General features: G+C 60.0%; 31 protein-coding genes. 6 read left to right on the top strand and 25 right to left on the bottom strand.

What is annotated here, in order from left to right:
- Positions 1–31: 31 nt before the first annotated feature.
- The 6 genes from ACN0WV_RS11370 to ACN0WV_RS11395 all read right to left on the bottom strand — a co-directional run bounded on the left by ACN0WV_RS11370 (position 32) and on the right by ACN0WV_RS11395 (position 5,239).
- Positions 32–637 carry a tetratricopeptide repeat-containing protein gene (locus tag ACN0WV_RS11370; RefSeq protein WP_417605843.1) on the bottom strand — a complete coding sequence of 202 codons (606 nt, stop codon included), beginning with the start codon at positions 635–637 and terminating at the stop codon, positions 32–34.
- Positions 597–1,304, bottom strand: a complete 708-nt coding sequence (locus ACN0WV_RS11375) for an ABC transporter ATP-binding protein (protein ID WP_084354863.1) — start codon at positions 1,302–1,304, stop codon at positions 597–599. The genes ACN0WV_RS11370 and ACN0WV_RS11375 overlap by 41 nt, the downstream gene beginning before the upstream one ends.
- Positions 1,294–2,061, bottom strand: coding sequence for an ABC transporter ATP-binding protein (locus ACN0WV_RS11380; RefSeq protein WP_084354862.1), 768 nt, complete (start codon positions 2,059–2,061; stop codon positions 1,294–1,296). The genes ACN0WV_RS11375 and ACN0WV_RS11380 overlap by 11 nt, the downstream gene beginning before the upstream one ends.
- Positions 2,058–3,011, bottom strand: a complete 954-nt coding sequence (locus tag ACN0WV_RS11385; RefSeq protein ID WP_417605845.1) for a branched-chain amino acid ABC transporter permease — start codon at positions 3,009–3,011, stop codon at positions 2,058–2,060. Before ACN0WV_RS11385 ends, ACN0WV_RS11380 begins: the two co-directional genes overlap by 4 nt.
- Positions 3,004–3,873 carry a branched-chain amino acid ABC transporter permease gene (locus ACN0WV_RS11390; RefSeq protein ID WP_084354860.1) on the bottom strand — a complete coding sequence of 290 codons (870 nt, stop codon included), beginning with the start codon at positions 3,871–3,873 and terminating at the stop codon, positions 3,004–3,006. The genes ACN0WV_RS11385 and ACN0WV_RS11390 overlap by 8 nt, the downstream gene beginning before the upstream one ends.
- Positions 3,874–3,946: 73 nt before the next feature.
- Positions 3,947–5,239 carry an ABC transporter substrate-binding protein gene (locus tag ACN0WV_RS11395; RefSeq protein WP_417605847.1) on the bottom strand — a complete coding sequence of 431 codons (1,293 nt, stop codon included), beginning with the start codon at positions 5,237–5,239 and terminating at the stop codon, positions 3,947–3,949.
- Positions 5,240–5,674: 435 nt separating this feature from the next.
- Here ACN0WV_RS11395 and ACN0WV_RS11400 point away from each other — a divergent pair, with 435 nt between their 5' ends.
- Entirely contained in the window at positions 5,675–6,403 is a 729-nt protein-coding gene (locus ACN0WV_RS11400; protein ID WP_084354857.1) for a FadR/GntR family transcriptional regulator, read from the top strand.
- On the opposite strand, the gene ACN0WV_RS11405 is transcribed toward ACN0WV_RS11400, so the two are convergent.
- Complete coding sequence (locus ACN0WV_RS11405; protein WP_417605849.1) at positions 6,404–7,705, bottom strand: ABC transporter substrate-binding protein; 1,302 nt, start codon at positions 7,703–7,705, stop codon at positions 6,404–6,406.
- 150 nt (positions 7,706–7,855) lie between these two features.
- Between ACN0WV_RS11405 and ACN0WV_RS11410 the strand changes: the two genes are divergently transcribed.
- Entirely contained in the window at positions 7,856–9,202 is a 1,347-nt protein-coding gene (locus ACN0WV_RS11410) for an NAD(P)-binding domain-containing protein (RefSeq protein WP_084354854.1), read from the top strand.
- 196 nt (positions 9,203–9,398) lie between these two features.
- On the opposite strand, the gene tolA is transcribed toward ACN0WV_RS11410, so the two are convergent.
- The 7 genes from tolA to wrbA form a co-directional block, all read right to left on the bottom strand.
- Positions 9,399–10,361: a TonB family protein gene (tolA, locus tag ACN0WV_RS11415; RefSeq protein ID WP_417605851.1), complete on the bottom strand. Its 963-nt coding sequence runs from the start codon at positions 10,359–10,361 to the stop codon at positions 9,399–9,401.
- Positions 10,358–10,744, bottom strand: a complete 387-nt coding sequence (locus tag ACN0WV_RS11420) for an ExbD/TolR family protein (RefSeq protein ID WP_417605853.1) — start codon at positions 10,742–10,744, stop codon at positions 10,358–10,360. The genes tolA and ACN0WV_RS11420 overlap by 4 nt, the downstream gene beginning before the upstream one ends.
- Complete coding sequence (locus tag ACN0WV_RS11425) at positions 10,744–11,118, bottom strand: biopolymer transporter ExbD (protein WP_235866701.1); 375 nt, start codon at positions 11,116–11,118, stop codon at positions 10,744–10,746. The genes ACN0WV_RS11420 and ACN0WV_RS11425 overlap by 1 nt, the downstream gene beginning before the upstream one ends.
- The gene (locus ACN0WV_RS11430) at positions 11,111–11,767 is read right to left on the bottom strand and encodes a MotA/TolQ/ExbB proton channel family protein (protein WP_417605856.1); all 657 of its coding nucleotides are present in this window, start codon (positions 11,765–11,767) and stop codon (positions 11,111–11,113) included. The genes ACN0WV_RS11425 and ACN0WV_RS11430 overlap by 8 nt, the downstream gene beginning before the upstream one ends.
- Positions 11,764–12,186 carry a hypothetical protein gene (locus tag ACN0WV_RS11435; protein WP_084354845.1) on the bottom strand — a complete coding sequence of 141 codons (423 nt, stop codon included), beginning with the start codon at positions 12,184–12,186 and terminating at the stop codon, positions 11,764–11,766. Before ACN0WV_RS11435 ends, ACN0WV_RS11430 begins: the two co-directional genes overlap by 4 nt.
- 569 nt (positions 12,187–12,755) lie before the next feature.
- The gene (locus ACN0WV_RS11440; RefSeq protein WP_417605858.1) at positions 12,756–13,718 is read right to left on the bottom strand and encodes a pirin family protein; all 963 of its coding nucleotides are present in this window, start codon (positions 13,716–13,718) and stop codon (positions 12,756–12,758) included.
- Positions 13,719–13,797: 79 nt separating this feature from the next.
- Positions 13,798–14,388, bottom strand: a complete 591-nt coding sequence (wrbA, locus tag ACN0WV_RS11445; protein ID WP_417605860.1) for an NAD(P)H:quinone oxidoreductase — start codon at positions 14,386–14,388, stop codon at positions 13,798–13,800.
- Positions 14,389–14,916: 528 nt separating this feature from the next.
- On the opposite strand from wrbA, the gene ACN0WV_RS11450 reads away from it, so the two are divergent.
- Complete coding sequence (locus tag ACN0WV_RS11450) at positions 14,917–16,371, top strand: catalase (protein WP_417605862.1); 1,455 nt, start codon at positions 14,917–14,919, stop codon at positions 16,369–16,371.
- Between the two features lie 102 nt (positions 16,372–16,473).
- On the opposite strand, the gene ACN0WV_RS11455 is transcribed toward ACN0WV_RS11450, so the two are convergent.
- The 7 genes from ACN0WV_RS11455 to ACN0WV_RS11485 form a co-directional block, all read right to left on the bottom strand.
- Positions 16,474–17,571, bottom strand: a complete 1,098-nt coding sequence (locus tag ACN0WV_RS11455; protein WP_417606016.1) for an FUSC family protein — start codon at positions 17,569–17,571, stop codon at positions 16,474–16,476.
- A gap of 46 nt (positions 17,572–17,617) precedes the next feature.
- Complete coding sequence (gene ureG / locus ACN0WV_RS11460; protein WP_084354946.1) at positions 17,618–18,337, bottom strand: urease accessory protein UreG; 720 nt, start codon at positions 18,335–18,337, stop codon at positions 17,618–17,620.
- Between the two features lie 13 nt (positions 18,338–18,350).
- Entirely contained in the window at positions 18,351–19,181 is an 831-nt protein-coding gene (locus ACN0WV_RS11465) for an urease accessory protein UreD (RefSeq protein ID WP_417605864.1), read from the bottom strand.
- Entirely contained in the window at positions 19,159–19,830 is a 672-nt protein-coding gene (locus tag ACN0WV_RS11470) for an urease accessory protein UreF (RefSeq protein WP_417605865.1), read from the bottom strand. Before ACN0WV_RS11470 ends, ACN0WV_RS11465 begins: the two co-directional genes overlap by 23 nt.
- A 16-nt stretch (positions 19,831–19,846) precedes the next feature.
- Positions 19,847–21,556 (bottom strand): urease subunit alpha, encoded by a 1,710-nt coding sequence (locus ACN0WV_RS11475; RefSeq protein ID WP_417605867.1) that lies wholly within the window; start codon positions 21,554–21,556, stop codon positions 19,847–19,849.
- The gene (locus ACN0WV_RS11480; protein WP_417606018.1) at positions 21,543–21,863 is read right to left on the bottom strand and encodes an urease subunit beta; all 321 of its coding nucleotides are present in this window, start codon (positions 21,861–21,863) and stop codon (positions 21,543–21,545) included. The genes ACN0WV_RS11475 and ACN0WV_RS11480 overlap by 14 nt, the downstream gene beginning before the upstream one ends.
- A 233-nt stretch (positions 21,864–22,096) precedes the next feature.
- The gene (locus ACN0WV_RS11485) at positions 22,097–22,399 is read right to left on the bottom strand and encodes an urease subunit gamma (protein ID WP_084354950.1); all 303 of its coding nucleotides are present in this window, start codon (positions 22,397–22,399) and stop codon (positions 22,097–22,099) included.
- Between the two features lie 185 nt (positions 22,400–22,584).
- Between ACN0WV_RS11485 and ACN0WV_RS11490 the strand changes: the two genes are divergently transcribed.
- The 3 genes from ACN0WV_RS11490 (at position 22,585) to ACN0WV_RS11500 (ending at position 25,074) form a co-directional block, all read left to right on the top strand.
- Entirely contained in the window at positions 22,585–22,785 is a 201-nt protein-coding gene (locus ACN0WV_RS11490) for a hypothetical protein (RefSeq protein WP_116599083.1), read from the top strand.
- 556 nt (positions 22,786–23,341) lie between these two features.
- Positions 23,342–23,575 carry a DUF1127 domain-containing protein gene (locus ACN0WV_RS11495; RefSeq protein ID WP_084354952.1) on the top strand — a complete coding sequence of 78 codons (234 nt, stop codon included), beginning with the start codon at positions 23,342–23,344 and terminating at the stop codon, positions 23,573–23,575.
- Positions 23,576–23,790: 215 nt separating this feature from the next.
- A complete protein-coding gene (locus ACN0WV_RS11500) occupies positions 23,791–25,074 on the top strand; it encodes an MFS transporter (protein ID WP_417605870.1) in 1,284 nt (427 codons plus the stop codon).
- A gap of 12 nt (positions 25,075–25,086) precedes the next feature.
- On the opposite strand, the gene ACN0WV_RS11505 is transcribed toward ACN0WV_RS11500, so the two are convergent.
- Genes ACN0WV_RS11505 through ACN0WV_RS11520 form a run of 4 tightly spaced genes read right to left on the bottom strand, consistent with a single transcriptional unit; the run spans position 25,087 to position 26,397 of the window.
- Complete coding sequence (locus ACN0WV_RS11505) at positions 25,087–25,416, bottom strand: dihydrodipicolinate synthase family protein (RefSeq protein ID WP_417605872.1); 330 nt, start codon at positions 25,414–25,416, stop codon at positions 25,087–25,089.
- A gap of 47 nt (positions 25,417–25,463) precedes the next feature.
- The gene (locus ACN0WV_RS11510; protein WP_417605874.1) at positions 25,464–25,760 is read right to left on the bottom strand and encodes an ATP-binding cassette domain-containing protein; all 297 of its coding nucleotides are present in this window, start codon (positions 25,758–25,760) and stop codon (positions 25,464–25,466) included.
- Complete coding sequence (locus ACN0WV_RS11515; protein WP_417606024.1) at positions 25,730–26,008, bottom strand: hypothetical protein; 279 nt, start codon at positions 26,006–26,008, stop codon at positions 25,730–25,732. Before ACN0WV_RS11515 ends, ACN0WV_RS11510 begins: the two co-directional genes overlap by 31 nt.
- 38 nt (positions 26,009–26,046) lie before the next feature.
- Positions 26,047–26,397, bottom strand: coding sequence for a class Ib ribonucleoside-diphosphate reductase assembly flavoprotein NrdI (locus ACN0WV_RS11520; RefSeq protein WP_417606020.1), 351 nt, complete (start codon positions 26,395–26,397; stop codon positions 26,047–26,049).

Here is a 26,397-nt window from a genome sequence, read left to right on the forward strand (position 1 = left end):
GGCCGACCAGGCTTCGGGGCTTTCGCGTTTGTCAGGCCCGGTCGATAATCAGCAGGCAAGCACCCATGATCTTGCGGGTGTCGTCATAGACGTTCGGTCTTTCGCCGCGCCAACGTCCGAAATGGCGATGCCTTGACGGGGCAGGGGCGGTCAAAAGACGCAAAGTCTCTTCGGTTTCGGCGGCAAAATTGGTGAACCGTTTGCGCATGTTGTCGTGAAACGTGTCGCGGTGTTTGGCCTCCAGCCGCAGATGAAACAGCGAACTGCGCGAGCGAGGTGCGACTTTCATCGCTGCGATCTGTCCGGCGGCGGTTTTCCAGATATGCAAGGCGCGGGCCTGATGGCGCGCGGCACGGCGTGGCTTGTTCCCGGCCATGGCAAGCAGTGACAGGTTTGCGTGGCATGTCGCGCGCCGCAGATCGTTCCGGTCAAAACACAGGCGCGCCAACAGATCGGCCTGACGAAAGCGGCTTGCAGCTTTGGCCCGCGCGTCCTCCGCCCAGGCGATATTTCCCGCCTCAAGCAACCGTTCCCAGACCAGATCGGCGCGCGACCAGCCAGCCGCGCGCGCCATCCTCATCTCGGCATCGCTGCGATCAAAGCCCCAGATACGCCGCCCGAACGTGTTCGTTGTCATGCAAATCCCCCGCCGGTCCCTCTAGCGCCATATTGCCGGATTCCAGAACATAAGCATGGTTTGCCAATTCCAGCGCCAACACAGCATTCTGTTCGACCAATACCACCGAAAGCCCGCGCGCGTTTATCTCTTCGATGATCTGTGCGATTTCCTCGACGATCACGGGGGCAAGACCCATGGACGGTTCGTCCATCAGCAAAATGCGCGGGTCAGACATCAGCGCCCGCCCGATCGCAAGCATTTGCTGCTCACCCCCGGACATGGTTTGCGCCCGCTGCCGCCGCCGTTCGCGCAGCCGTTCAAACCGCTTGAAGACATCCTCAAGGTCGGCTTCGATCTTGTCGCGATCTTTGCGCAGAAACGCACCCGTGCGCAGGTTTTCCTCGACCGTCATGTCGGGAAAGATGCGGCGGCCTTCGGGCACATGCGCGATGCCGTTCGCGACGATCTTGTGCGAGGCCATCCCGTCGATGCGTTTTCCATCAAAGTGGATTTCACCCGAGTGAAGCGGCAGCATTCCGGACATTGCCCGCAGCGTGGTCGTCTTGCCCGCCCCGTTGCCGCCGATGATCGTCACGATCTGACCTTCGGGAACGCCAATCGAGATATTGCGGATTGCGGAAATCTTACCGTAATTCACACTTATGTCGCGCAGTTCAAGCAACATGGCGCGCGCCTCCCAGGTAGGCTTCGATAACGTCGGGATGATTGCGGATCTCGGACGGTCCGCCTTCGGCCAGGAATTTTCCGAAACTCATACAGGTGATGTTGTCGCACAGGCCCATGATCGCCTGCATGTCATGTTCCACCAGCAGGATCGTTGTCCCTTCGGCGCATAGACGGCGCATCAGTTCCATCATCTGTCGGGTCTCTTCGGGGTTCATCCCGGTAAAAGGCTCATCCAGCAGGATCAGGTCGGGGCGCGAGGCATAGGCCACCGCCATGCCAAGCGCGCGTTGATGCCCGTGCGACAGATCGCCCGCAAGCTCGTTTTCAAGACCGCCCAGGCCGAAAAACTCCAGCGACGACCTGGCCCGGTCAAGCGCATTCCGCCGGGCTGCGCCGTCAAGGCCCAGGATGGCTGCAAAGATGTTTGGCCGGAAGGTCATATGCGTGCCGACCAGCGCATTGTCCAGCACCGAAAGTTCGCCAAAAAGCGTCGAATGCTGGAAGGTGCGCACGATGCCACGGTTGGCGACGTGGTGCATGGGCAGGCCCGAGATTTCCTCGCCGTTCAGCAAAACCTTGCCGTCGCTTGGCGTATAAAAGCCCGAGATCATGTTGAAGGTTGTGGTTTTGCCGGCACCGTTCGGTCCGATCAGACCGTGAATGTGGCCCTTTTCGACCTTGAAGTTCAGGCCGTCGACGGCCGTCAGGCCGCCGAACCGCATGGTGAGGTTCTGCACTTCGAGAAGGGAGGTCATTTGGCTTCCTTTCGACGGGTGAATTTCTGCACGATGCTCTCCAACCCGTTCGGCATGAACAGGATCGACAGGATCAGGATCAGGCCGTAGATCAGCGGCCGCGTCTGTTCGAGGCCAAGCTCGCGCAGCACGATTTCGTTCAGGATGGTCAGGACGATACATCCCAGGATCGGGCCGTAAAATGTGCCTGTGCCGCCGACAATGGCCCAGGTCAGAACGAACACCATCACCTCGACATCAAAGCTGTTGGGGTTGATCGTGCCGATGTAATGCGCAAGCAGTGCGCCGGCGATCCCTGCAAACCCGCTGGCGATCACGAAGGCCAGCGTGCGGTAGCTGCGCAGGTTCACGCCGGATGCCTGTGCAAGTTTGTCCTGCCAATGAACGGCGTGAAAGGTAAGGCCGACCGGCGATTTCTCGATCCGCCACAGGATCCACAGGCACAGCGCGACCACGACAGCGGAGAAGTAGAAGTAGCTGACCGGCTCGAAGAAATCGAACTGGTAGATGCCAATGGAAAAGTCCGGCATGGGATCAATGCCCTTGATCCCTTTGGCACCGCCGAACGGATCACGAAAGCGCTTCCACAAGAGGCGGATGATCTCGCCCGCCGCGAAACTGCCGATCAGAAAATAGAAGCCCTTCATCCGGAACAGCGGATAGCTGAGCAAAAAGGCGATGAATGCCGCCGAAGCGCCGCCCACCAGAATGCCCAACGGCACCCAAAGGCCCAATTCCTTTGTCACCAGCGCCGAAGCATAGGCACCAACGCCCATGATGACGACATGGCCAAGCGACCATTCACCAGTCAGCGTCAGCAACCGGTAAGAGGCCACGACAAGGATATTGATCGTCAGGAATACCAGCACTTCCTGCTGCGAAAAGCTGACCAGATTGGGCAGGATGATCAATGCGACGGCTACGACGGCCCAGATAAGGAGATTACGCACGATCCGCACTCCCGAACAGGCCTGTGGGTTTGACGATCAGCACGATCAGCATCAGGGAAAGCCCGGTGATATCCGCCAAAACGCCGTCATAGAAGGTTGTCACGAAAGTGTGCACGAAGGCATAGACGACCGAAGCCACCACCGCCCCTTCCAGAGATCCGACACCGCCCACGATGATGACGATGAACGCTGTGACGATGATGGTGTGCCCCATATGCGGGTTTACCGAAACCAGCGGCGCGGTCAGCGCCCCGGCCAGCCCGGCAAATCCCGCGCCGATGAACATTGCAATCATCGCTGTCTGCGTGACAGATATGCCTTGCAGCGCGGCAGCTTCGGGATCCTGCGCCGAGGCGCGTAGCGCCCAGCCAAAGCGGGTGCGCTTGAGGAAATACCACAGCGCCGAAAGCATCACGACCGCGGCAATGATCACATACAGGCGCGCGACGGGTATGCTGATCTTGTCAGCGAAAACGATGACATCCTGGGTGAGGGGCGGAACATATTCCATCCGTACACCGAAACCCAGCACTGCGAGGGCTTGCAGGATCAGCAGAAAGCCGATCGAGGCCACAAGTCCGCCCAACGGATTGTCGCGCAAGGGCCGAAACAGCGCGCGCTCCATGATGAGCCCGAGAATGCCGACAAATATCAGACCTGCCACCACGGCCACAAAAAAAGGAACCATTCTATCGGCATAAAGGGCGACAACAACGTAAGAGCCGGCCATGAACAGCTCGCCATGTGCAAAGTTGATCACGCCCATGACGCCAAAGATCAGGACCAGCCCGACGGCCACAAGCGAAATATAGGACGCAGCATAGGCGGCGTTCAGGCCGGTCTGGGCCAGAAGTTCAAACATCACGAATACTCATTTTTTGCAGGGTTCCCGCAGCGCGGTCAGCACCGTCGCTGCGGGTATCCGGGAAAGAGGCTCAGCTGCGCTGATTCCACATCTGATCATAGGCAGACATATGCTTGATCAGCAGATCGCCGTGCTGGTCGTACCAGTCGGGGATCGACTTGAACCCTTTGATGACCGCTTTGCCATCTTCGATCACGACAACCGGCCAGTCACCAACCAGCGCGTTGTTGATGCCGAACATCTCTTCGCCCCACCAGTCGGCGTCGCCGAAAGCGTGCTTGCCCTTGCCGCCTTCTGTCATCGCGGCCAGCACGGCGTCGGGTTCTACCGACCCGGCCTTTTCCGCCGCGTCTTTCCACAGCTCCATGATTGCCGCATATTCCCAGCTTACAGCGCCCCACTGACCGGGGAACCGCTTGTTGTATTCAGCATAGAACCCGTTGGCATCCTTGAAGTTGATGTTGTCGGCATTCAGGGCCGGATCGTCGAAATCCGGGAACTGGAAGATGAACCCTTCCATGAACTCCTTGGACGTCTTGGCAATCATCTGGTCGTAGAAATCTGCCGTTGCCGAAATGATCTGGCCTTTATAGCCCTGCTGGAACAGTTGTTCGCAGATCGGATGCACATAGTCGGAATAGCAGGTGTCAAGGCAGACAATGTCTGGGCTGGTTGACAGCAGCCGCGTGACGATCGGCGCAAAATCAGTGGTCGCCGGATCAAAGAGAAGTGGCTCATCCTGCATCTCGATGCCTGCGGCCTCGAATGCGGCAAGATAGGTTGCTACCGAAGGCAGGCCAAGCGCATCGTCCTGCGCGCACATCACGGCCGTTTTCAGTTCCGGCTTGTTTTCTGCCAGCCATTGCACGCCCGTCACCAGATAGATCGGATGAACCTCGGTCGGGGCAAGAAGCGTTTCGGTATCGGGCGAGAGATCAGACGGAAGCAGCGTCGAGAAAAGCATGCCGGTCCGGTCCGCGACGGGCTGAACGCCCGGCCATGTGTCACCGCCCAGCATCATCACGAATTTCACGCCGTCTTCGCGGATGAGTTTGGTGGCACCTGTGCGGGCTTTTGCCGGGTCATATTCGTTGTCATAGGCGACAAATTCGATGTGGTGACTGTCGTCACCAATTTTGATGCCACCAGCAGCGTTGACCTTCTCGGCCCAGATTTCGCACCCGCTTAGACCTGGCGCGCCCCATGCGGCGGTCGCCCCCGTCAAAGGTGCAAGAAAGCCGATCTTGACCGTTTCGCCGGCAGCGAGCGCAATGGACGGTAGGCCCGCGCTGAGTGCTGTTGCGGCCGTAGACTTAAGAAAGGTGCGGCGCGAAAAGCCGTTTTTCAATCCCTTGGGAAACATCAATCTCTCCTGTTGGTTGCCGCAATCAGTGCGGTTTGCGAAGAAACCAATTTCAGGCCAATTTCCGGATGATCTCCGGCCCACTCTTGACGGTGGCATGCCCAAATTTCTTCATGGTTCTCTTAAAAAAGCTAACAGGATAGCATTTTCCACACAAGAATATTATTTTAACAATTTACAGATTGGCTTTCTGAAAGTTGTGGGTGGCTCTAAAGTGGTATAATATTATTGAAGGAATCTGACATTGGAGTGAACCAAAATAGACTGTTTTGAACCGATTACTTGCTGGTATGCGCCGTCACGCGCCGATACCTTCTGCACCCAAGCCGCCCGACCGGCCTGCTATGTGAAGTCTTCTGGCGGTGCCCCGTCCAGTAACAGGAATCGAAATTTTGTCCCGCGCCAGACGCTGGAGCCGCACCGGAAACAGAACCAATGAACGACAACCCCCCGACGATAACCTCGCAAATCATCGCCAGCCATTCGGTCGGTGCGACGGTGCAGGTCGTGCTCGACCGATTGTTCGCACAGATCAAAAACGAGGAATATCCGTTGGGCACGCGGCTACCCTCCGAAAGGGCGCTGGCCGCAGAGCTTGGCGTTGCGCGCAATACGGTGCGCGAAGCGCTGGATGTTCTTGAGGCCCGCGACGTAATCAATCGCCGTCCCGGCAGCGGCAGTTTCGTGACCTACCAATCCGAGGCAGAGACCGAGAGCCCGGAGATTGCGGTGGCCTTTGAAACAAGCCCGCTGGATCATCTGGTCGTTCGCGGCATCCTGGAGCCGGAAATGGTGCGGCTTGCCGTCATCAACATGACCCCGCGCGACATAAGCGACCTTGAACGGTTGATGTCCGAAATCGAAGGCGTGCGCACGGATGTGCTGGAATTCATCAAATGCGAAGAGAACTTCTACCGCAAAATCGCGACCGGAACGCGGAACCCGCTTTTGGCGTCGTGCTACAATCTGGCGATCGAATCTTGCCGGACCTCGTTTCGGACAACGCTGTTGCGGCGGCACCTGACACCAAAACGGATTCTGGATTATCAGCAGCGCTACAATGTCCTGTTCAACGCCATCGCTTCGCGCGATGTGGAGCGTGCTGTCGAGTTTATCAAATTACATTTGATCGAAGAGCAGAAGCTGCTGTTGCAGAATCTCTGATCAGACCGACGGAGGTTCGCAGATAAAGCCGGGACGCGGGGCATCGGTGACCAGACGTTGATCCCAAAGCTGCCCCAAATCTGACATTTCCTGCTTCAGAGTTTCGCCGTGACGCGCCAGCCAGTCGGGAATGGAGCCGAAGGCAACGACGCGGGCCTTGCCCTTGCTGATCGAGACAACCGGCCAATCCCCGACAAGGGCGTTGTCGATTCCGAACATATCGTGCCCCCACCAATGCGCCGGACCGAATGCGTGCGAGACGTGGCCAAGCTGTTTCATCGCCGCAAGGACCGAGACCGAGTTGACGCTGTTGCATTTTTCGACAGCCGAATGCCAGATGTCCAGAATGGCGGCATATTCCCAGCTCACCGCGCTCCAGCTGTCAGGAAAACGGCGGTTATATTCCTCGAAGAACACATGCGGCTGGTTGAAGAAAAACGTCTTTTCGCGCAGCAAGGGATCATCGAAATCGGGAAACTGAAAGACCGTACCTTCCATGAACTCGACGGAGGTGCGCGCCACGAGGCGTTCATAATGATCCAGCGTGCAGGACATGATCTGGCCTTTGAACCCATGCGCATGGGCGTATTCGGTCATCGCATGAACCATCGGCGTATAGCTTGTGCACCAGCACAGGATGTCCGGGTTGGCGTCCAGCATCGGCTGCACGATTGATCTGACATCCGTCGATTCCGCCGAATACTGCACTTCCTTGATCAGAGACATGCCGGCACACCCGAAAGCCGCGCGATAGGTCGCCAGAGAGGGCAGGCCAAGCGCGTCTTGTTGGCTGCAAAGTGCGACAGTCTTCAGATTTGGCCGGTTGGCGGAGAGCCATTCAACCCCGGTGACGTTGTAGATCGGATGCAACTCGCTGGGGGCAATCAAGAACGGCGTGTCCGGTGACAGGTCGCTGGGCAGCAATGTCGATGTCAGGATCTTCCGTCCGTTCAGATAATCCAGAATCGGGGTGATCGTATCGCCGCCGAGCATCAACAGCAGCTTTACATTTTCTTCTTCGACCAGATGGCGCGCGCCATTTTGTGCGCGGTCGGCATTGTAACCGCAGTCATACGCCCGGAGTTCGACCGGATAGCGCCGCCCGCTGATCATCACGCCTCCGGACCGGTTCAACGAGTCGACCCATATCTGGCAACCGTTCAGGCCAGGCAGGCCCCACGATTCAACCGGCCCGCTCAACGGTGCAAGAAATCCGATCTTCACGGGCTCGTTCATGCCCACCGACAAACGGGGAAAGGCCGAAGAAACCGCAAGTTGATGTGCAAAACTGGAAGGCATCATGTTTCCGGGTTAGCAGTAAAGACAGACGAATTCATCATCTTTCGGTCCAAATTGGAATAATGTTGACATTTTGGTATAATGAATTGCACCATTTGCGGAACCAAAAGAACCACAAACGACTATTTGGTCCATACCACAGGAGAATCACATATGACTGCCAAGCGTGTTGCCATCATCGGAGCCGGTCCTTCGGGCATGGCCCAGATGCGAGCCTTCCAGTCTGCACATCAGAACGGCGAAGAGATCCCTGAAATCGTTTGCTTCGAAAAGCAGAGCAACTGGGGTGGCCTTTGGAACTACACATGGCGTACCGGGCTGGATGCGCACGGTGAGCCTGTGCACTGCTCCATGTACCGTTACCTTTGGTCAAACGGTCCGAAGGAAGGTCTTGAGTTTGCAGACTATTCCTTTGAAGAGCACTTCGGCAAGCAAATCGCCTCCTATCCTCCTCGCGCGGTTCTTTTCGACTATATTGTGGGTCGGGTTGAAAAGGCGGGCATCCGCGACTGGATCCGCTTCAACTCACCGATCCGTTGGGTGCGCTACAACGAAGCCGAAGAGAATTTCACCATCACGGTGCATGACCAGATCAAGGACACAACCTACGAAGAGGATTTTGACTACGTCATCTGCGCCTCGGGTCACTTTTCAACACCGAACGTCCCGGAATATGACGGATTCGAATCATTCAACGGGCGAATCCTTCATGCGCACGATTTCCGCGACGCGCGCGAATTCGAAGGCAAGGACATCCTTGTTGTCGGAGCATCGTATTCGGCAGAGGATATCGGGTCGCAATGCTGGAAATACGGTGCCAAATCAGTTACTTCGTCGTATCGCACCGCGCCGATGGGCTTTGAATGGCCTGACAATTGGGACGAAGTTCCGGCCCTTGAGCGCGTTGACGAGAAGACCGCATATTTCAAGGACGGCACGTCGCGCGATGTCGATGCGATCATCCTTTGCACCGGCTACAAGCACTTCTTCAACTATCTCCCAGACGATCTGCGCCTGAAAACGGCCAACCGGCTGGCGTCGTCCGATCTCTACAAGGGCGTGGTTTTCGTAAAGAACACGAAGATGTTCTACATCGGTATGCAGGACCAATGGTTCACCTTCAACATGTTCGACGCTCAGGCATGGTGGGTTCGCGATGCGATCATGGGCAAACTGCAAGTGCCGACTGACATGAAAACCCTCACGGACGACGTGAAGGAACGCATGGAGCGCGAAGAAGCCAGCGATGATGTGAAATATGCAATCCAGTATCAAGGCGACTACATCAAGGAACTGATTGCCGAAACGGACTATCCCAGTTTTGATGTGGATGGCGCTTGCGCCGCGTTCTTTGCGTGGAAACAGCACAAGATGGATGACATCATGGCGTTTCGCGACAACTCCTATCGGTCGGTCATCACAAATACGATGGCCCCGGTTCACCACACGCCTTGGAAAGATGCACTGGACGATTCGCTCGAAGTCTACTTGCAGAACTGATCACTCTGACATTGTGTCCGGCCGATTGTCTCGGCTGGACATCTTGGGCCTTCCAGCAAGGCGACGTATATCTGTTGGCTATTCGTCAATACGCTTCTGGTGAATGTCCCAACGTCCGGCGCAGCGGCCACTTCGTTCTGCGCATACTGCTAAACAGGGTCCGTTCACCCAGAGTGCGATGTGGCGACCACCCGGCTCAACGCGCCGAGATCCCGATGGAAAAGCTCCGTCTTGCCCCCGCAGGTGGGGGCGGGCAGGACCGAACCCGTCGCACAAGATCAAGGGCCGCCCGGTCAAGTCGTGAATTCCCCGATGCGCCCGCCAGAGCGACATTTGTAATGCGCCCGTTGTTCGCAACGCTGAACGACACACGCGTGGTTCCGCGTCCACGGACGTTTGGGCGACCAGACTGAGACACACAGGACATGACCACGCCAGGATAGTTGCTCACTGCCGCATTGCCACTGGCGTTGGGCTTTTTCCCGCCGGACCCGCTGGACTTGGACTTCGCAGTGCGTGTCCCGGTTGTGGCACCTGCACGGGCGTTTCTCTGGGAATTGCCGCGTGGCTGTTCGGTTTGTTTGGGCTTGGTGGCCTTTTCGGCTTCGGCCTGTCGTTGCGCCTTTTCTTCGACTTCGCGGCTACGGGCCATGGGGCGCAGGGAGCGCGCTACAGCCGTTGCATTTGTCGCTTCGGCTTTGATCATTTCTCGTGATGTCGGCGCAGACGACCGCGGCGGTGCTGCCGTTTGGCGCGTGGCTTGAATGGTGCTACTGGGCGCGAGAGGCGCAACGGGAACCGTCAAGGGAGACGGGGGCGCTGGTTGCACGGCTTTGGTGATCGCATCCGGATTGGGCAGCGTCGTTTCCGGAGGCGCGGCCTTGGTCACCTTCAGGCGTTCGCCAGGGGATGGCGTTGCTTGGTCAGGCTGTAGCGGGCGCGCGGCGCTGTCAGGCTGAATCGCCTTCTCAACGCTTTCGTTTGTCATCGTCCCCGCAGCCATATCCGCAAAGGACGACCCCAGTTGTACATCCGCGCTGCCGGGCGCGCCCTCCGTTCTGACCGGATCATTGGTCATCAAAGCCAGTGCCAAAGCGGCATGGGCACTTGCTGCCAACAGCACACATGCCAGTTTCACGGAGCGGGAGGTCGAAATCATTCCAGCCCCCTCTCGGTCACGATGACGACAGATTCTGCGCCGGCACTGCGCAGGTCTCGACCCAAGGCCACCAACGCGCTGGCGGGCAGGTCTTGATCGGGGACGACCCGAACCCGCTTGCGCGCGTCTTTGTCCAGCCCTGCGAAATATGTCGCTGCGTCATTGACATCCATGCCGCGCACGGACAAACGGCCATCCGGATGCACCACAAGCGCATCTGCCGGAGCATGCCGGTCAAGGTCTTTCGTGCGGACCAGCTTCAGGTCCTTGTCCAGCGACGGCGCGAGCGTTCCGGCAACAAGAAAGAAAATCAACATCAGGAAGACGATGTTGATAAGCGCAGTGGTCGGTTCGCGTTCGGAACTGGATTTCAGGCGCCGCATCAGGATCTCTCCAGAACGGTGACTTTCGCGCCCGGAACGGCCCGAAGGGCAACCAGTAAGTCCGTCAGACGTTGCGCTGTCACCGATGGCACCATCGAGACCAACACCACAGGGGCCGCATCCTCGCCGAACCCGTCGGCCAAGCTGGCGAAGGCAATATCACGCCCGTTGAGGTCAAGGCTGTCGGTGCCCAAGCGCAGGAAGAAGGGACGGATGTCGGACGCAGTTGCGGCACCCGCTGCGCCCCCGGCGGCCAATTCGACTTCGGAAAACCGGGTGAATGTCGAACTGAGCATGAAAAACAACAGCAGCAAGAAGATAACATCGATCAGCGATGTCATCGACAAGCGTCTGCGGCGGGTGCGTCTACGCATGAACCGCGGCACCTGTGGCCACATCTTGCAGGTCAGCGGTGCGGCCCGTGGGGGCAAGGATGGTGCGCAGGGCTTTGCCCGCCAGCACCCTTTCGGCATCCATCCGGGCCTCGAACCAGCTCAGGATCAGGGCCGTCGGCATGGCGACGGCCAACCCGACTGCGGTGGTCAGCAACGCCACCCAGATGCCCCCGGCCAGAATGGAGGGATCAACCTGCGCGCCCGCGTCCTGAAGCGCCTGAAACGCCGAAATCATGCCAATGACCGTGCCAAACAGTCCTAAAAGCGGCGCAAGCTGCGCCACAGAATCCAGCAGGCGGAAGCCGCGCTCCAGCTTGGCAAAGCGAAGCTCGGCTTCGGCTTCCAGACGTTCGCCATCGCGTTGCCCGGACATGGCCATGTCCACGACCGGGCACAGATAGCTGCGCGACCGGTTCAGGTAACTGCGCGCACCCGCACGGTCGCCTGCGTCCCACGCGGCCACAGCGTCGCGAAGCGCCTTGTGACGCCCGACGCCTGCGGTGGTAAATTGCCAGAGCTTGTACAGAACCACTGTCATTACGACGATGGACAATGCACAAAGCAGGAGCACAACAGGCCCGCCCAGATCGGCGATCCGCTGAATGGCCTCGACCAGCGATTGCATCATCCGACCACCTCGATCTCTAACCTGGATTTCAGATCAATGGATTCGGTGCAAATGTCCTTGCGCGCCACGTCCGTCTCGCAGGTCTGCGCACCGTTTATCAGAACCCGCGCCAGCTGGTCACAAGCAAGCTGAGGCACGACGAATTGGCGCACTCGCGGGCGGCTGGCAGGCAGAGAACCGAAATCGAATAGCGTCAGGCGATCAACGCGGCCGTCAATGTCAAAAAGCACCGCCTCGAACACGGCGGATTTGATGTCGACATCATGGCCATTCAGAATGACAAAACTCATGCGGCAATTATCTTGCTCGGGCTCGACCGAGTTCAGCTCGATGGTCAGCTTACCCGCCGCGTCTTCCTGCGCCGCGAGCGGCGACGCGCAAAGGCAGGCAAGGGCGAGAGTTGATGCGCGCAAAGCCATGGCACCCTCCAGTCAGAATTTTCATGCGATGCTGGCTGGCGCTTGTTATGGCTGCGCGCTGGCTGGACAGTCTGATCGTTTATCAGCCGAGTTAGATGGGTCAAGCTAAAAGTTGATAGAAACAGTCGGAAAGGCGACCCGATCATGCGTGCCTATGTGCGTTATGGACGTCAATCAGGCAGGCAGAGTCAGCCCTGGGGTGAAATCTCTGGCTTTCAGGTCAAGGCGCAAACCTTTTGATCGCGTTCGAAGCCAAGCTTGATGAAATCTGGCTAACAATCTCAGGCAAGAAGAAGCGAAATCGGCGGTGGCAAATGACAGATCGTATTACCATAACGTCTATTATCGGCACATTTTTGTCGCTGGGAGCGCACTTCAGGTATCGGTCACACAGCGTGCACAGCTCATTGCGCAGGATGACACGTTGGTTTTGCTTTTCGAGTGTCCAGAACATGCGCGGGAAGTCGGCATGGGCGATATCTGCCGCGACCCGGCGCGCCGGGAATGACAGTGCCGTGATGCAGGCCGGGGATCGTTTGCGCTATGTTGCGCCCTTTCCTGTCTCAGGTTCAGGGGTAGCGGACCCCACCGGAAGCGCGGCGCGGTTTGCCGATGCTCTCAGGCAGCGGGATGAATTCGGCCTCGTCCCCCGGCACTGTGTCAAACCGGCCCCTGGCCCATTCCTGTTTCGCCGTTTCGATACGTTCGGGTCGGGACGACACAAAATTCCACCAGATATAGCGCGGCCCGCCCATCGGCGCGCCGCCAAACAGCATGAACCGTGCGGCCTTGCTGGCCCTGACCGTGATCGCATCGCCGGGGCGCAGCACCAGAAGCTGGCCCTTGCCGAACCGGTCGCCCGCGATCTCAATCTCGCCGGAAATCGTGTAAAGCGCACGTTCCTCATAGGTGGCATCGATCGGCACGCTTGTACCCGCCTGCAATTCAACATCGCCATAGAGGGTTTCGGACGCCGTTTTAAGACTACTTTTCTGCCCGAAAGCCTCCCCCGCGATGATGCGTGCCTTGATCCCGTCGCTGTCGAGCATCGGCAATGTGTCCGCCCCGTAATGGATGAAATCGGGCGCGGTTTCCTCGTCGGCCTCGGGCAAGGCCACCCATGTCTGCAGACCAAACAGCCGCTGGCCGGTGTTCCGGCGCTCCTGCGATGTACGCTCGGAATGAACGATGCCGCGCCCCGCCTTCATCCAGTTCACCGCACCGGCGCGGATGGTCTGTTCGGTTCCCAGTGAATCGCGATGCAGTATCTCGCCCTCGAACAGATAGGTCAGCGTGGCAAGGTTGATATGCGGATGCGGACGTACGTCGATCCCCTGATCGGTCAGAAATTCCGCCGGTCCCATCTGGTCGAAGAAGATGAAGGGCCCGACCATCTGACGCTTGGTCGACGGCAGCGCGCGACGCACCTCCATCTCGCCCAGGTCGACAGCGCGCGGCACGATCAGGGTTTCGATGGCATCTACACCTTCGGCGTCCCCCAAGACAGGATCGGGGCATGGGGAATAGCTCATTTCAAAGCTCCATCGAGGTGAAGTTCCATCATGTGTTCATCCTTTCAGAAAATGCGGGCTTGATTGCGGCAGGCAAACCTCAGGCCAGCTTGCCCGCAATCTCGACCAGACGCCGCGCTTGATGGCCGATGGCGGTTTTGGCCTCGTCCGAGAAATCCTCGCCAGCATTGTGGCTGTAGCCATAGGGGTTGCCGCCGGTCTTGTAGATCACCTCGTCGGTATAGCCGGGTGCTACGACGATCCCGCCCCAGTGCATGACCGTGGCATAGAAGGACATCAGCGTCGTTTCCTGCCCGCCATGGGTGTTCTGCGCGGATGTCATCGCCGAAACCGGCTTGTTCGCCAAACCGCCCTTGCTCCAGATGCCGCCCAGCGTGTCGATGAAGGCGCGCATCTGGCTGGCCATGACGCCGAACCGGGTGGGGGCGGAGATAAGATAGGCATTCGCCCATTCCATGTCTTCGACGGATGCCTGAGGGATATCTGCTGTCTTTTCGGCCTGTGCTTTCCACGCGTCCTGACCCGCTACAACGCTTTCGGGTGCAGTTTCCGGCGCTTTCAGCACGCGCACTTCCGCACCTGCGTCCTTTGCCGCTTCGACCGCGATGGAGGCCATCTGATGATTGGTGCCGTAGGTGGAATAGTAGATTATGGCAAGTTTGACAGACATTATCATTCTCCTCTTGGGTCAAGATGGGGACGTGCTAGGTCCGGGGGTTAAACGCCAGCGCGCTCCTTTGTGTTCCGCAGAGCGTATGCTCAGCCTTCAAACTAGCTGGGTACCCATTCTGTGCCTCCAGTGTATTCGTGTTTGCCTACGTCCGATATGGAGTGTCTATTTGTTGCGGTGCAGGGCGATAATATTGCCGTCATTATTGCATGTAATGCCAAATACCTCATGGGTTCACGGCCGACGCCAGCCGCGCGTGAAGTTAAGGGCGACGGATCCAGACCGCCGGCGTTGCCAACGCAAACTGCCCTCAGCCAAAAACCGAGTGGCCCATCCAGTCGCCGAACGGAATGCCGATGTGAGTGCTCATCATGCCCGCCGCTGGTCATGGATGCCTCTTGCGCTGACGATCCCGCTGTTGGCTGTTGCTTCTTATTGCCGCTGAAACAGGAGCGCCCACAAAAGAAGTCTGATTCCTGCTAGGCTTGTCGGAGATTCGGTGTACCGTAAGCGTGAGGAGATATGACCATGACCGACGACGCCAAAAAACCCACCACGACCGATGCGGGCATTCCAGTCGCTAGTGACGAGCATTCGCTCACCATCGGTGCCGATGGCCCGATCGTTTTGCACGACCACTACCTGATCGAGCAGATGGCGCAGTTCAACCGCGAACGCATCCCCGAACGCCAGCCACATGCCAAGGGGGCAGGCGCGTTCGGCCATTTCGAAGTGACGCAGGATGTCAGCAAATATACCAAGGCCGCCTTGTTTCAGCCTGGCACGAAGACCGATACGTTGATCCGGTTTTCGACCGTTGCCGGCGAACAGGGCAGCCCCGACACCTGGCGAGATCCGCGCGGCTTTTCGCTGAAATTCTACACCAGTGAGGGGAATTACGACATGGTCGGCAACAACACGCCGATCTTTTTTCTGCGCGATCCGATGAAATTCCAGCACTTCATCCGTTCGCAGAAGCGCCGCGCCGACTCGGGTCTGCGAGACCACGACATGCAGTGGGATTTCTGGACGCTCTCGCCGGAATCGGCGCATCAGGTCACCTGGCTGATGGGTGACCGCGGCATTCCCAAGACCTGGCGGCACATGGATGGTTTTTCCAGCCATACCTACATGTGGGTCAATGCGGATGGCGAGAAGTTCTGGGTGAAATACCACTTCAAGACCGATCAGGGCAACGATTTCCTGACCCAGGAAGAGGCCGACCGGCTGGCCGGCACCGACGGCGATTACCATCGCCGCGACCTGTTCAACTCGATCCGCGACGGGAATTATCCCAGCTGGACCCTGAAGATGCAGATCATGCCCTTCGAAGATGCGCGGACTTATCGCTTCAACCCGTTCGACCTGACGAAGGTCTGGCCCCATGCTGATTACCCGCTGATCGAGGTGGGCAAGCTGACGCTGGACCGCAACCCGACCGATTTCCACACCGAAATCGAGCAGGCGGCGTTCGAACCAAGCAACCTGGTGCGCGGCATCGGCCTGAGCCCTGACAAGATGCTGCTGGGGCGCGGCTTTTCCTATTCGGATGCGCACCGTGCGCGGTTGGGCGCGAATTACAAGCAGATCCCGGTCAACCGACCCAAATCACCCGTCCACAGCTATAGCAAGGATGGCGCGATGCGGGTCGAGAACGTCTCGGATCCGGTCTATGCGCCCAATTCCTACGGCGGACCGGCCGCCGATCCCTCGCTCACCGACGATGCCGGACTGTGGTATGCCGATGGCGACATGGTTCGCCAAGCCTATACCCTGCGCGAGGATGACGACGACTGGGGGCAGGCCGGCACCCTGGTGCGCGATGTGCTGGATGATGCCGCCCGCGACCGGCTGGTCAGCAATGTCGTCGGCCACCTCAAGGACGGTGTATCCGAAAAGGTGCTGAAACGCGCGTTCGAGTATTGGCGTAACGTCGACGAGACGCTGGGCGAAAGGATCGAAAAGGGGGTCGGCGAAGGCTGAGCGCGGCGCTACTACCCTGCGGGAAGTAACAAAGCCCCGCAGGCGATGTCCCGTAGGGCTTGTCGCGAAATTCGGCAAGTCGTTCGGCCCAATGCGCCTGCATCAGCCGCGTGCCGACCGCCAGCCTTTCATCGCCGCGACAAGACCGGGCCTTGGCTTCGGCACCTCTTGTGCGATCTCGATCATGTCGCCGATATCCCGCCGGAACTGATCTAGCGTGAACCCGATCCCGAACATGCGCCGAAGGGTGGCGGGCGGAAGCGTCGCCGCCTCGCCGCTTTTTCGTATATCCTCCAAGGTGCCGAGATAGGCGCGCACGGCGGGGGTGAGTGTGTCGAAATCCTCGGGAACGTTCCCGCCGGCAAGAAGGCGTTCAATACCGCGCAAGGTTTTGGCGGCGCTACCCGCGGCCTCGCACCAAGGTGTGGCAATGCTGGCTGGCAGCGCGTCACTGCTGATATCGCGGCCTGCCCGCCGCAGCATGTCCGTATCGTGGCGCAGTCTCCGCAGAGCCCGCAGCAGGCGCGGTGTGCCGGAATAGCGTGTGGATCTTCCTCGTCGCTCGTGCTCGGCTTCCTCCACCAGTTCATCAAGCCGCACGAGGTTTTCGCGCACCTGCGCCGCAAGAGCGCCGTGTTCACCACGAAGCGATGGCTCGTTCCTTGATAGGATCTGCATCTGCCGGGCCAGCAAGGCCGTGACCCGACCGGCTGTTTCAACAGCGGCGGACAAGGCGCGCGCGGGAAACACCGTCAGGGACACCACCACACCGGCACCACAGCCGAGCGCGACACCCAGCACCCGGTCAAGGGCGAGCGTCAGCGTATGGAGTTCGAATCCCGGCCCTTCCAGCAGGATGATGACGGCGCTGATCGGTGCGACCCGAAAACCGGGCGAACGGGCACCAAGAAGGGCCAGCGGCGTCAGGGCGATGACCAGCGCGATGGCCGTCGATGCAGGATCCTGCGGCAGAATCAGCGCGGCGGCACCCGCTCCGCAGACCGCGCCGGCAATCGCCGCGAAGAACTGCTCGACCGCGACGCGATACGACCCGCCGACATTGCTTTGGGTGACGAAAATGGCGGTTATGACCGCCGAGAAATCCACCTGAAGACCAAGCGAGAACACCAGTAGGTATGCACCCGAACCAGACACGACCATGCGCAGTGCATGTTTTATCTGCCAGCCCAGACTGTCCATCGGCACCTTTCAGATTGCAGTCACTTCGTCCGTCTGATCCCGGCCATTATTCGTGGCTATGGGTATGACCGTCGTCATGCGCATGATGATGCGGTGCCATCGGACCGGGATCGACGGGAATGTGGCCGCCGCCGGCATAGGTCTTGTGCATCTCGCGTACCCAGTCGCATAGTTTTTCCACCGTATCGGGATGTTTCCGCGACAGCGCAAGGACCGGCCCACCGTCACGGGCCTTTTCGGCGTCGGTGACCATCTGCTCGACATCCACATCCACATACGGCCCAAGATCGATCTTGTTGATGACCAGGAGGTCGGCACCGCTGATCCCCGGTCCGCCCTTGCGTGCGACATCGCCGCCGCCGGCCACGTCCAGCACGAAGAGTTGCGCATCCACCAGCGCGGGCGAGAATGTCGCGGTCAGGTTGTCGCCGCCGCTTTCCACGAGAACGATGTCGAGCGGCGCGAAATCGCGTTCCATGTCCTCGACCGCCATCAGATTCATCGTCACATCATCGCGGATCGCGGTATGCGGGCAAGAGCCCGTCTCGACGGCGCGAATGCGCTCTTCGGGCAGCACGCCTTCGGATTTCAGGAACCGCGCGTCCTCGTCGGTATAGATGTCGTTGGTGATGACCCCGAGCGCAAACTCGTCGCGCAGGTGTCGGCAGATCGTGGCGATCACCGAGCTTTTGCCGGTGCCCACGGGACCGGCAACGCCAAGGCGTAGCGCACGGGCTTGCGGGGCTGTTGTGGTCTCGTCATGCATGGGTTGGTCTCCTTCAGATGGCCCAGGGGGGCCCGAGTTCGTTGATGCCGCGCGTCAGAAGATGGCGCAGGGAAAGGCTGTCGGGTGCGACCGCGCCGATGGCGACGCCCGGCCCGGCCAGCGGTGTCAGGGCGGCGTTCGTGTCATAGGGCAATGCCGCAGGCACCGCGTCGGACCAGTCGGGATCGACCGCGATCACCGAGCCGACCGCGCGGTTCTTCCCCAACACGGCAGCCCCGCCCCAGCCATCGCTCGCGGGCCCGAAATCAATCTGCTGGTCATAAAGGGCAGCGCCGCCACGCGTGACGCGCAGCCGACTTGCGAAATCGCCGGCGGCTTCGCCATGACGGCCCAAAAGCATCTCCTCGCGCAGGATCATCCGGGCATCGGGCGCAAGGGCGATCCGCACATCGTGGCGGTGGTTGCAGCGATGCGCCGCGATGATCGGCTCGGCCAGCCAGATGAAGGTTGCGCCCGCCTCCACGGTCACGCTGATCGCCATATGCGACCCCGCGCCACCAAGCCCTGGCAGCACCAGCATGGCCGAGACCTCTTGCAGCACCAGCGTGCTGCCTGCCCCAACCAGCACGTCGAGCGCATAATCGTCCCCTCCCAGTGGTCCTGCTGTTCCTGCCGCGAGCGCGACGCGGGCAACGTCGGGCCGCCGATGGGCCAGCGGTTCGGGCCCCTTGGGATTGCTCTTGCGAAGGACCAAAGACCCGTCGGATCGCAGCGTGCCGATACGGCTGCTGCCCTTCGGGCCAAGCTCGCTGGACAGCACCGCGCGCGCGGACATGGCACCGATGGGGCCGTGGGTCGGGTTATGACGCGAAGAGTCGTACATCCCGCCTCCTGTGATGCTCGGCGGCGATGTCGGACAAGGGTGCGCCGGGCGACGGCAGATCGGCGGGAGCGCCCTCCGCAGCCACCGCGGCCCGCCCCGCCAGCGCATCCAGCCGTGTCGTCATCCGGGCAAGGATGGCATGCACATCGAACGGATCGACCCGCATCAGCTTGGCCGCCGCTGCCGCCGCGCCGGAATTGTTTTCATGCAGGATCGCGAGCGCGGCATCGCGCGGGCCAAGACCCAGAACCGCCGCCGCGACTCCCATCACGATGGGCTGATGCGGCGCAGTGCCCAGAGCAGCAAAAAACGGATGCGGATGGATACTGCTCATGGCGCGGCGCAATTGTCGCCCCAGATCGCGCGAGACCTTGCGCAATTCGGGCGATGGCGTGCGCGCGTCAAGCTCCACCTCCAGCGTCGCCAGATCGCTGAGATCATCGGCGGCCGCCCGCGCGCAAGCCGTTGCCGCAAAAGCCGCTGCGATCAACCCGGTGGTTTCCGCGCGGCCAGTCAGGAATTTCTCGAGCCCCTCCATATCGGCGACGCGTCCCGCCGTGACAGCAGGTTCCAGCCCGCCGGAATGGGCATAGCCCCCGGCAGGCAGACGACCATCCGCCAGCAGCAACAGGGCTGCTTGCCTTTCCATGCCGGCGGTTTCCATCTCAGAACAGGAAGTATCGCTGTGCCATCGGCACTTCATCGGCCGGTTCGTGATCGGCGATCTCGCCGTCGATTTTCACCGAATAGGTGTCGGGATCGACCTCGATCTTCGGCAGGGCGGTGTTTTCCGGCATGTCCTCCTTGCCACGTCCGCGCGTGCTCTCGATGGCAACGAATTTGCGGTTGGTGTTGATCCGGTCCGCCAACCCGTCGTCGATCGCCGCCTGCGAAACGAAGGCGAGGCTGGTGGCACCCGACGCGGGCGAATGGACGTTGAAGCCGGTCCGCTCCATCACCGGCTGCGGTGTCGGGATCGAAGCATTTGGATCGCCCAGTGCCGCCGTGGCCACCATGCCGCCGGTGAATACGGTGTGGGGTCGCACCCCAAACAGCGCCGGTTGCCACATCACGATATCGGCCTTTTTGCCCACTTCGATGGAGCCGATTTCGCGCTCCATCCCGTGCGCCACGGCGGGACAAATGGTGTATTTCGCCACGTAGCGGCGCGCCCGATGGTTGTCGGCGCGGTCGTCGCCGGGGGCCGAGCCGCGCAGCTTCTTCATCTGGTGCGCGGTCTGCCATGTGCGCATGACCGTTTCACCGATCCGGCCCATCGCCTGCGCGTCCGACGACATGATGGAAATCGCGCCCATGTCCTGAAGAATATCCTCGGCGGCAATCGTGCCCGCCCGCACCCGGCTTTCGGCAAAAGCCAGATCGTTTGGAACCTGCGGGTTCAGGTGATGGGCGACCATCACCATGTCCAGATGCTCCGCCACGGTGTTTTTCGTGAAGGGCCGTGTCGGGTTGGTCGAAGCGGGCAGCACGTTGCGTTCGCCCGCGATGGAGATGATGTCGGGCGCGTGCCCGCCGCCCGCGCCCTCGGTATGGAAGGCATGGAAGGTGCGGCCAGCGACCGCCTTCAGCAAATCCTCGACAAAGCCTGCCTCGTTCAGCGTGTCCGAGTGGATGGCGACCTGTACGCCGGATTCCTCGGCCACCGACAGGCAGGCGTCGATGGCGGCGGGGGTTGCACCCCAATCCTCATGCACCTTGAAGCCGCCGACACCGCCGCGCAGTTGTTCCCACATCGCTTCCTTGGACATGGTGTTGCCGCGTCCCAGGAACAGAACGTTGACGGGCCATGGATCGAAGCCTTCCAGCATCCGCTCCATCCACCAGGAACCGGGCGTGGCCAGCGTCGCCTTGGACCCCTCGGTCGGGCCGGTGCCGCCGCCGGTGACGGTCGTGACGCCCGCGGCCAGCGCAACTTGGAGCATCTGCGGCCCTACGAAATGCACATGTGTGTCCACCGCGCCTGCGGTGGCGATCAACCCGTTGCCCGCCATGATCTCCGTCGAGGGGCCGATGACCAGCGCGGGGTCGATCCCGTCCATCGTGTCCGGGTTGCCTGACTTGCCGATCCCCACGATCCGCCCGTCGCGGATGCCGATATCGGCCTTGATGATCCCCCAGTGATCCAGAATGACGGCCCCGGTAATGACCAGATCGGGCGTGCCTTCAGCGCGGGTATGCGAGGATTGCCCCATGGATTCGCGGATCGACTTGCCGCCGCCGAAAACGGATTCGTCGCCCCCGCCCGAGCGGTCCTCTTCGATCTCGATGGTCAGGCAGGTGTCAGCCAGCCGGATCCGGTCGCCCTTGGTCGGCCCGTAAGAGGCCACGTATTCGCGGCGATCAATCCTTTGCATTGTCGAGATCTCCTTTGCACAGGCCACGCAGGCCAAGCACGATGCGCTTGCCCTGTATGGGTACCAGGTTCACTTCGGCCACGGCACCGGGTTCAAATCTCTCGGCACCGCCAGACAGCACCGCAAGGCGTTTGCCCCAGGCGGCGTCGCGGTCGAATTCCAGTGCCGCGTTCACTTCGGCAAAATGGAAATGCGAACCGATCTGGATAGGACGGTCAGAGGTATTGGCGACACGGATGGTCGTTACCTCGAGCCCCTTGTTGATCACGACATCGCCCTCGCCGTAAAGGATCTCGCCGGGCACCAGCGGATCGCGCACCTCATCCAGCACATCCTCGGACTGCCGACGCGGTGCCTGACGCGTGCCGCCACCAGGGCGGCGCGGTGTGCTGGGCGCGCTGACACCCGAGGATTTCGTCTGCTCGGGCGCGTCGGAACTGGTCTGGTCGTATTCGCGCCCCGGATCGTCGGACACATGTTTCGCCCGGGCGGCATCCTTGTTGTCAGACACAAGCTGGGCGAAGGGATTGAGTTTGAGGGTCATCTGATCGGCTCCATCACTGTGACAAGCTTGGTGCCGTCGGGGAATGTCGCCTCGACCTGGATCTGCGCAATCATTTCCGGCACGCCTTCCATCACATCCTCGCGGCTCAGGACGTTGCGCCCAGACTCCATGAGGTCCGTGACCGTGTTTCCGTCGCGTGCCCCTTCCAGAAGATAGGAGGTCAGCAGCGCGGTCGCCTCGGGCAGGTTCAGCTTCAGGCCCCGCTCCTTGCGTTCCAGCGCAAGCTTGCCGGCCGTGTAGACCATAAGCCGTTCCTGCTCATGCATGCTCAGTAACATCGACGCCCTCCCGGTTTTTCATCCGCAGCCTCGTCATGTTGGCTTAAGACCTGCCTGATGTCACTCGGAAATAATGCTCGGACAATTCCAACAGCTTCGCAAACCGGCCGCCCAGTAACAGACCTCTTGTTGCCTTTACTTATCTTAAGTTAACCTTCGCTCAAATCACTCGAAGGAGAATTGCCGTGCCGTATTTCGGAAAATATGAAACACCGGACGCGCTGTTGCGCGACGATACGGTGAGCCGCGAAGAAAAGATCACGATGCTCGAACAATGGCGGGACGACAAGAAAAGCTACATGCGCGCCACCGATGAGGGTATGGAAGGTGAGGATCGGGCGGAAATGCTCAAGCAGATCAAGAAGGCGCTTGCCGAACTTCAGTAAGCGCCCACCGGGCGGGGATCACCTGTCAATTCGTCACCGCGTAGCGCAGGCGCAAATAGCGCGCTGGCGGATCCGCCGCGCCGACCAGCAGGAACAACGACGCGATAATGGTCGTGAGCAGGATAATATCCATAAGGCTGCAATATCCCAATTGCCCGGAGCGCAAGCATCAATCGACACGGAAGCGTTTCGGTCCGGCGTCATGGACGCTGATGGGCCGCGACCAAGCAGTGCCTGGCCCTGATCCGAGAAGTGGCAGAAAAGGCACAGTCGGCCCGAGCAGGCTTGAAAATGCGCTGGACGCACACCAGATGTAGAGCATGACGAAGTTCAGCTTCCATATGAGGTTCCCGCCGAATGCGGGAAGGCTACTGAACCGCCGGTAACCCCGGGCGGGCCAGCCATTGTGCTGTCTGCGCCTCGGGGTTTCTTGATCTCTCTTCGCCCACATGAACAGGACGATGGCTTCCGAAAGCGGGGGTTGGACCTTTGCGTTCCACATCCAATTCGCGGCTGCCGTCGTCGCGGCAACAGTAGTTTTGAATTGGAGGATGACATGTCCGCATATATCACCCGTGAAATGGTCCGGCAGGCAGCGCATGAATGGCCATACGAAAATGCCACCGGCGTTCTGGGCCGGCTGGTCCGCACAATGAAAAGATCGTGGAAACGTCGCGAAACGGCGAACCAACTCCACACACTGTCCGATCGGGAATTGCGGGATATCGGCATCTATCGCGGGGATATCCCGCGCGTCGTGCGTCAGCTCGACGATGGTGCTCCGATCTGAACTCCGCCCCGTCGCGCACCACACGGAGCGCAACGGCCGGCCTGACCGGAGACCCACCAGCCGCCCCACACAGACCCGCATGAGGTGATCGAGCCTCGATGCAGCCCCGGCCAAGGCCGGGGCTTTTGCATGACCAACTTACACATCCTAGATTCGCGCTATACAGGTTGCAGGTCCCGACTCTCTTGAGGGGACAAGAAATCGGGATGGACACCATGGCCCAGAACATACGCGAAACGCTGGCTTCGGTAAGGTCGCTTCTTGGCGGAACAGCAGCGTTTGTAGCGGGCAACAGTCTGCTCGGTGTGGTGCTCCCGCTCCGCATGGAAGCTGCTGACTATCCTGTCGCGCTGATCGGTGCGATCATGGCCGCCTATTATTTGGGGCTGGCTCTTGGCGGGTTCCGGTCGAAAATTGTCATCCTGCGGATCGGCCATATTCGCGCGTTTTCGGTCTTTGCGGCGGTGACGGCCGCAACCTGTCTGGCCTATGACACCTTCTTTGGCCCGACCGCCTGGGTGATCCTGCGGGTCATCAACGGGTTTTGCATTGCCGGCATGACAACCTCGGTCGAGAGTTGGCTGAACGAGCGCAGCAGTAACGAGGCCCGCGGGCGTGTTCTCGGGTTTTATATGCTGGCTTTCTATCTTGCGATGGCACTGGGTCAGTCATTGGTGAACGTCGCCCCGGTTGGCGATGGCGAGCTGTTGGATCTGTCTGCGGTGCTGATCGGCCTGTCACTCATTCCCATTGCGATGACGCGTTTGGGCAAGCCGGATCTTCGCGATATCCGGGTTCTGGGAGTGAGACAGATTTTCGCGGCCTCCAAGGTCGGCGTGGTCGGTGCCGGCGTTGCCGGCATTCTGATCGGATCGTTCTACGGGCTGGCCATCGTCTTTGCGCGCCAGATCGGCCTCAGCGTATCCGAAGCGGCCATGTTCATGTCGGTCGTGGTCTTGGGAGGCCTCGCCTTCCAGGTTCCCATCGGGATGCTGGCGGACAGGTTTGACCGGCGCATCGTCATGTCAGGCATCCTGATCGCCGTGGGCGCGTCATGGGGCCTTCTGTCGATCTCGATCGCGAACGGGGTTTCGTTGATCGCGCTGATGGTCATGGCACTGGCCTTTGGCGGCGCGATCAGCAGCGTTTATCCGCTTTGCGTCGCCCAGACCTTCGACCGGCTGGATCGCAAGTATTATGTGGCGGCGTCAGGGCGCTTGCTGATGGTCTATTCCATCGGCGCGACTATCGGCCCACTGCTTACCTCGGGACTGATGGCGGCTTTTGGACCTTCATCGTTCTTTGTCTTCGAATCCGCGATCGCAATAGCCTACGCGCTTTTCGTCTTGTCCAACGTTCGCTCGGTGCCCCAATTGCCAGGGGCAGAGCGCGAGAAATTCGTGCCGCTTCCCGACAGCTCACCCACGGCATTGGCGCTCGACCCGCGCATCGGGCCAGATCCGGAAGCTGCCGCGCCCGAGCCTAATGGGCGAAACTGAGAGGAGTGCGGATCAGAAACCGAGCATCGCCGAGCGACGGTAAAATAGTTCAGCATGCCGGTGGCGACGCAACATCAAGAACTTGAACAGGTCGGTTGAGGTGAACTTGATCCCCGCGCCATTCGGCAAATCAAGAATGCGCTCGAGCGACCTGTTCAAGGGGAGTGGTCTACCGGTGCGCACTGGCACCTCGTATACGATCAATGGCAGACCTGTCACGGCGGCCAGAGAAATTCCGACGCGCAAACAGATTCCATACTTGATTCCGACGGCCAGATCCGGCCACGCCACGTATCTGATGTGTTCGACTTCTCGAAATATCGATCTGTGCAGTGGCTCCATTTCTTCACCGCACCTTTTGGAGAAGGCACTCGATCGCGTCCGTGCGGTCAGCGAGTGGCAGGTCTGAAAGCTGTCGAAAGATGCAGGTCGCCTTCTTGCCCGCAAAAACCAACGACGACTTGCGTGTCCAGCCCCGTGGGCCTTACGGTCAAAACCTCCGTCGAACCTCGTTCATCATCGATGTGGAGATGTTCGGGGCGGATGCCCAAGGTCACGGGCAGCCCGTCGGAGTTCCGTACTTCGATGCCAAGCGGAATGCGGGAGCCGTCTTTGGCAACGAATTCGTTGCCATCCAGTGTTCCCTCGAACCTGTTCATCGCCGGCGCCCCGATAAACCCGGCCACGAACAGGTTTGCCGGGCGATCAGACAGATCCAGAGGCGTGCCCCGATCTGTTCGATCCTGCATCCCTGCAATACCACGATCCTGTCGGCCATGGTCATTGCTTCGATCTGGTCGTGAGTCACATAAACAGTCGTCGTTCCGAGCCGTTGATGGTTCTGCTTGATTTCAGAGCGCATCTGGACGCGGAGTTTTGCATCTAGGTTTGAAAGCGGCTCATCGAACAGGAAAACAGAGGGCTTGCGCACCATGGCACGCCCCATCGCCACACGCTGCCGTTGACCGCCGCTCAATTGACGGGGATAGCGTGCGAGATAGGGCTGAGCCCGAGCATTTCCGCAGCCTCCCGAACCCGACGGGCAATTTCATTCTTGTCGGTTCGAGCAAGCTTCCGCGCGAATACATCCGCCCAGATCGAGCGCAGCAAGGCGCGGCCGGATAGGCTGTTGAGAAAGCGGATGACCTGCTTGGGCACGGCGCCCCGCCCGTCACCGGCGGCATAGCTGGGGCGGTTCAGAACGCTTCGGTCTGGCACCGATGACATGGGATCGGCTGGCCGGATCGGGATGCGCTGCGCCCCCACCCCAAGTGCTGCGACCAGCCGCGCCGTGTTGCTCGAACCGGAGGGGTAATTGACCAG

Source organism: Primorskyibacter flagellatus, assembly GCF_048268605.1.
GTDB classification, from domain to species: Bacteria; Pseudomonadota; Alphaproteobacteria; order Rhodobacterales; family Rhodobacteraceae; genus Primorskyibacter; species Primorskyibacter flagellatus.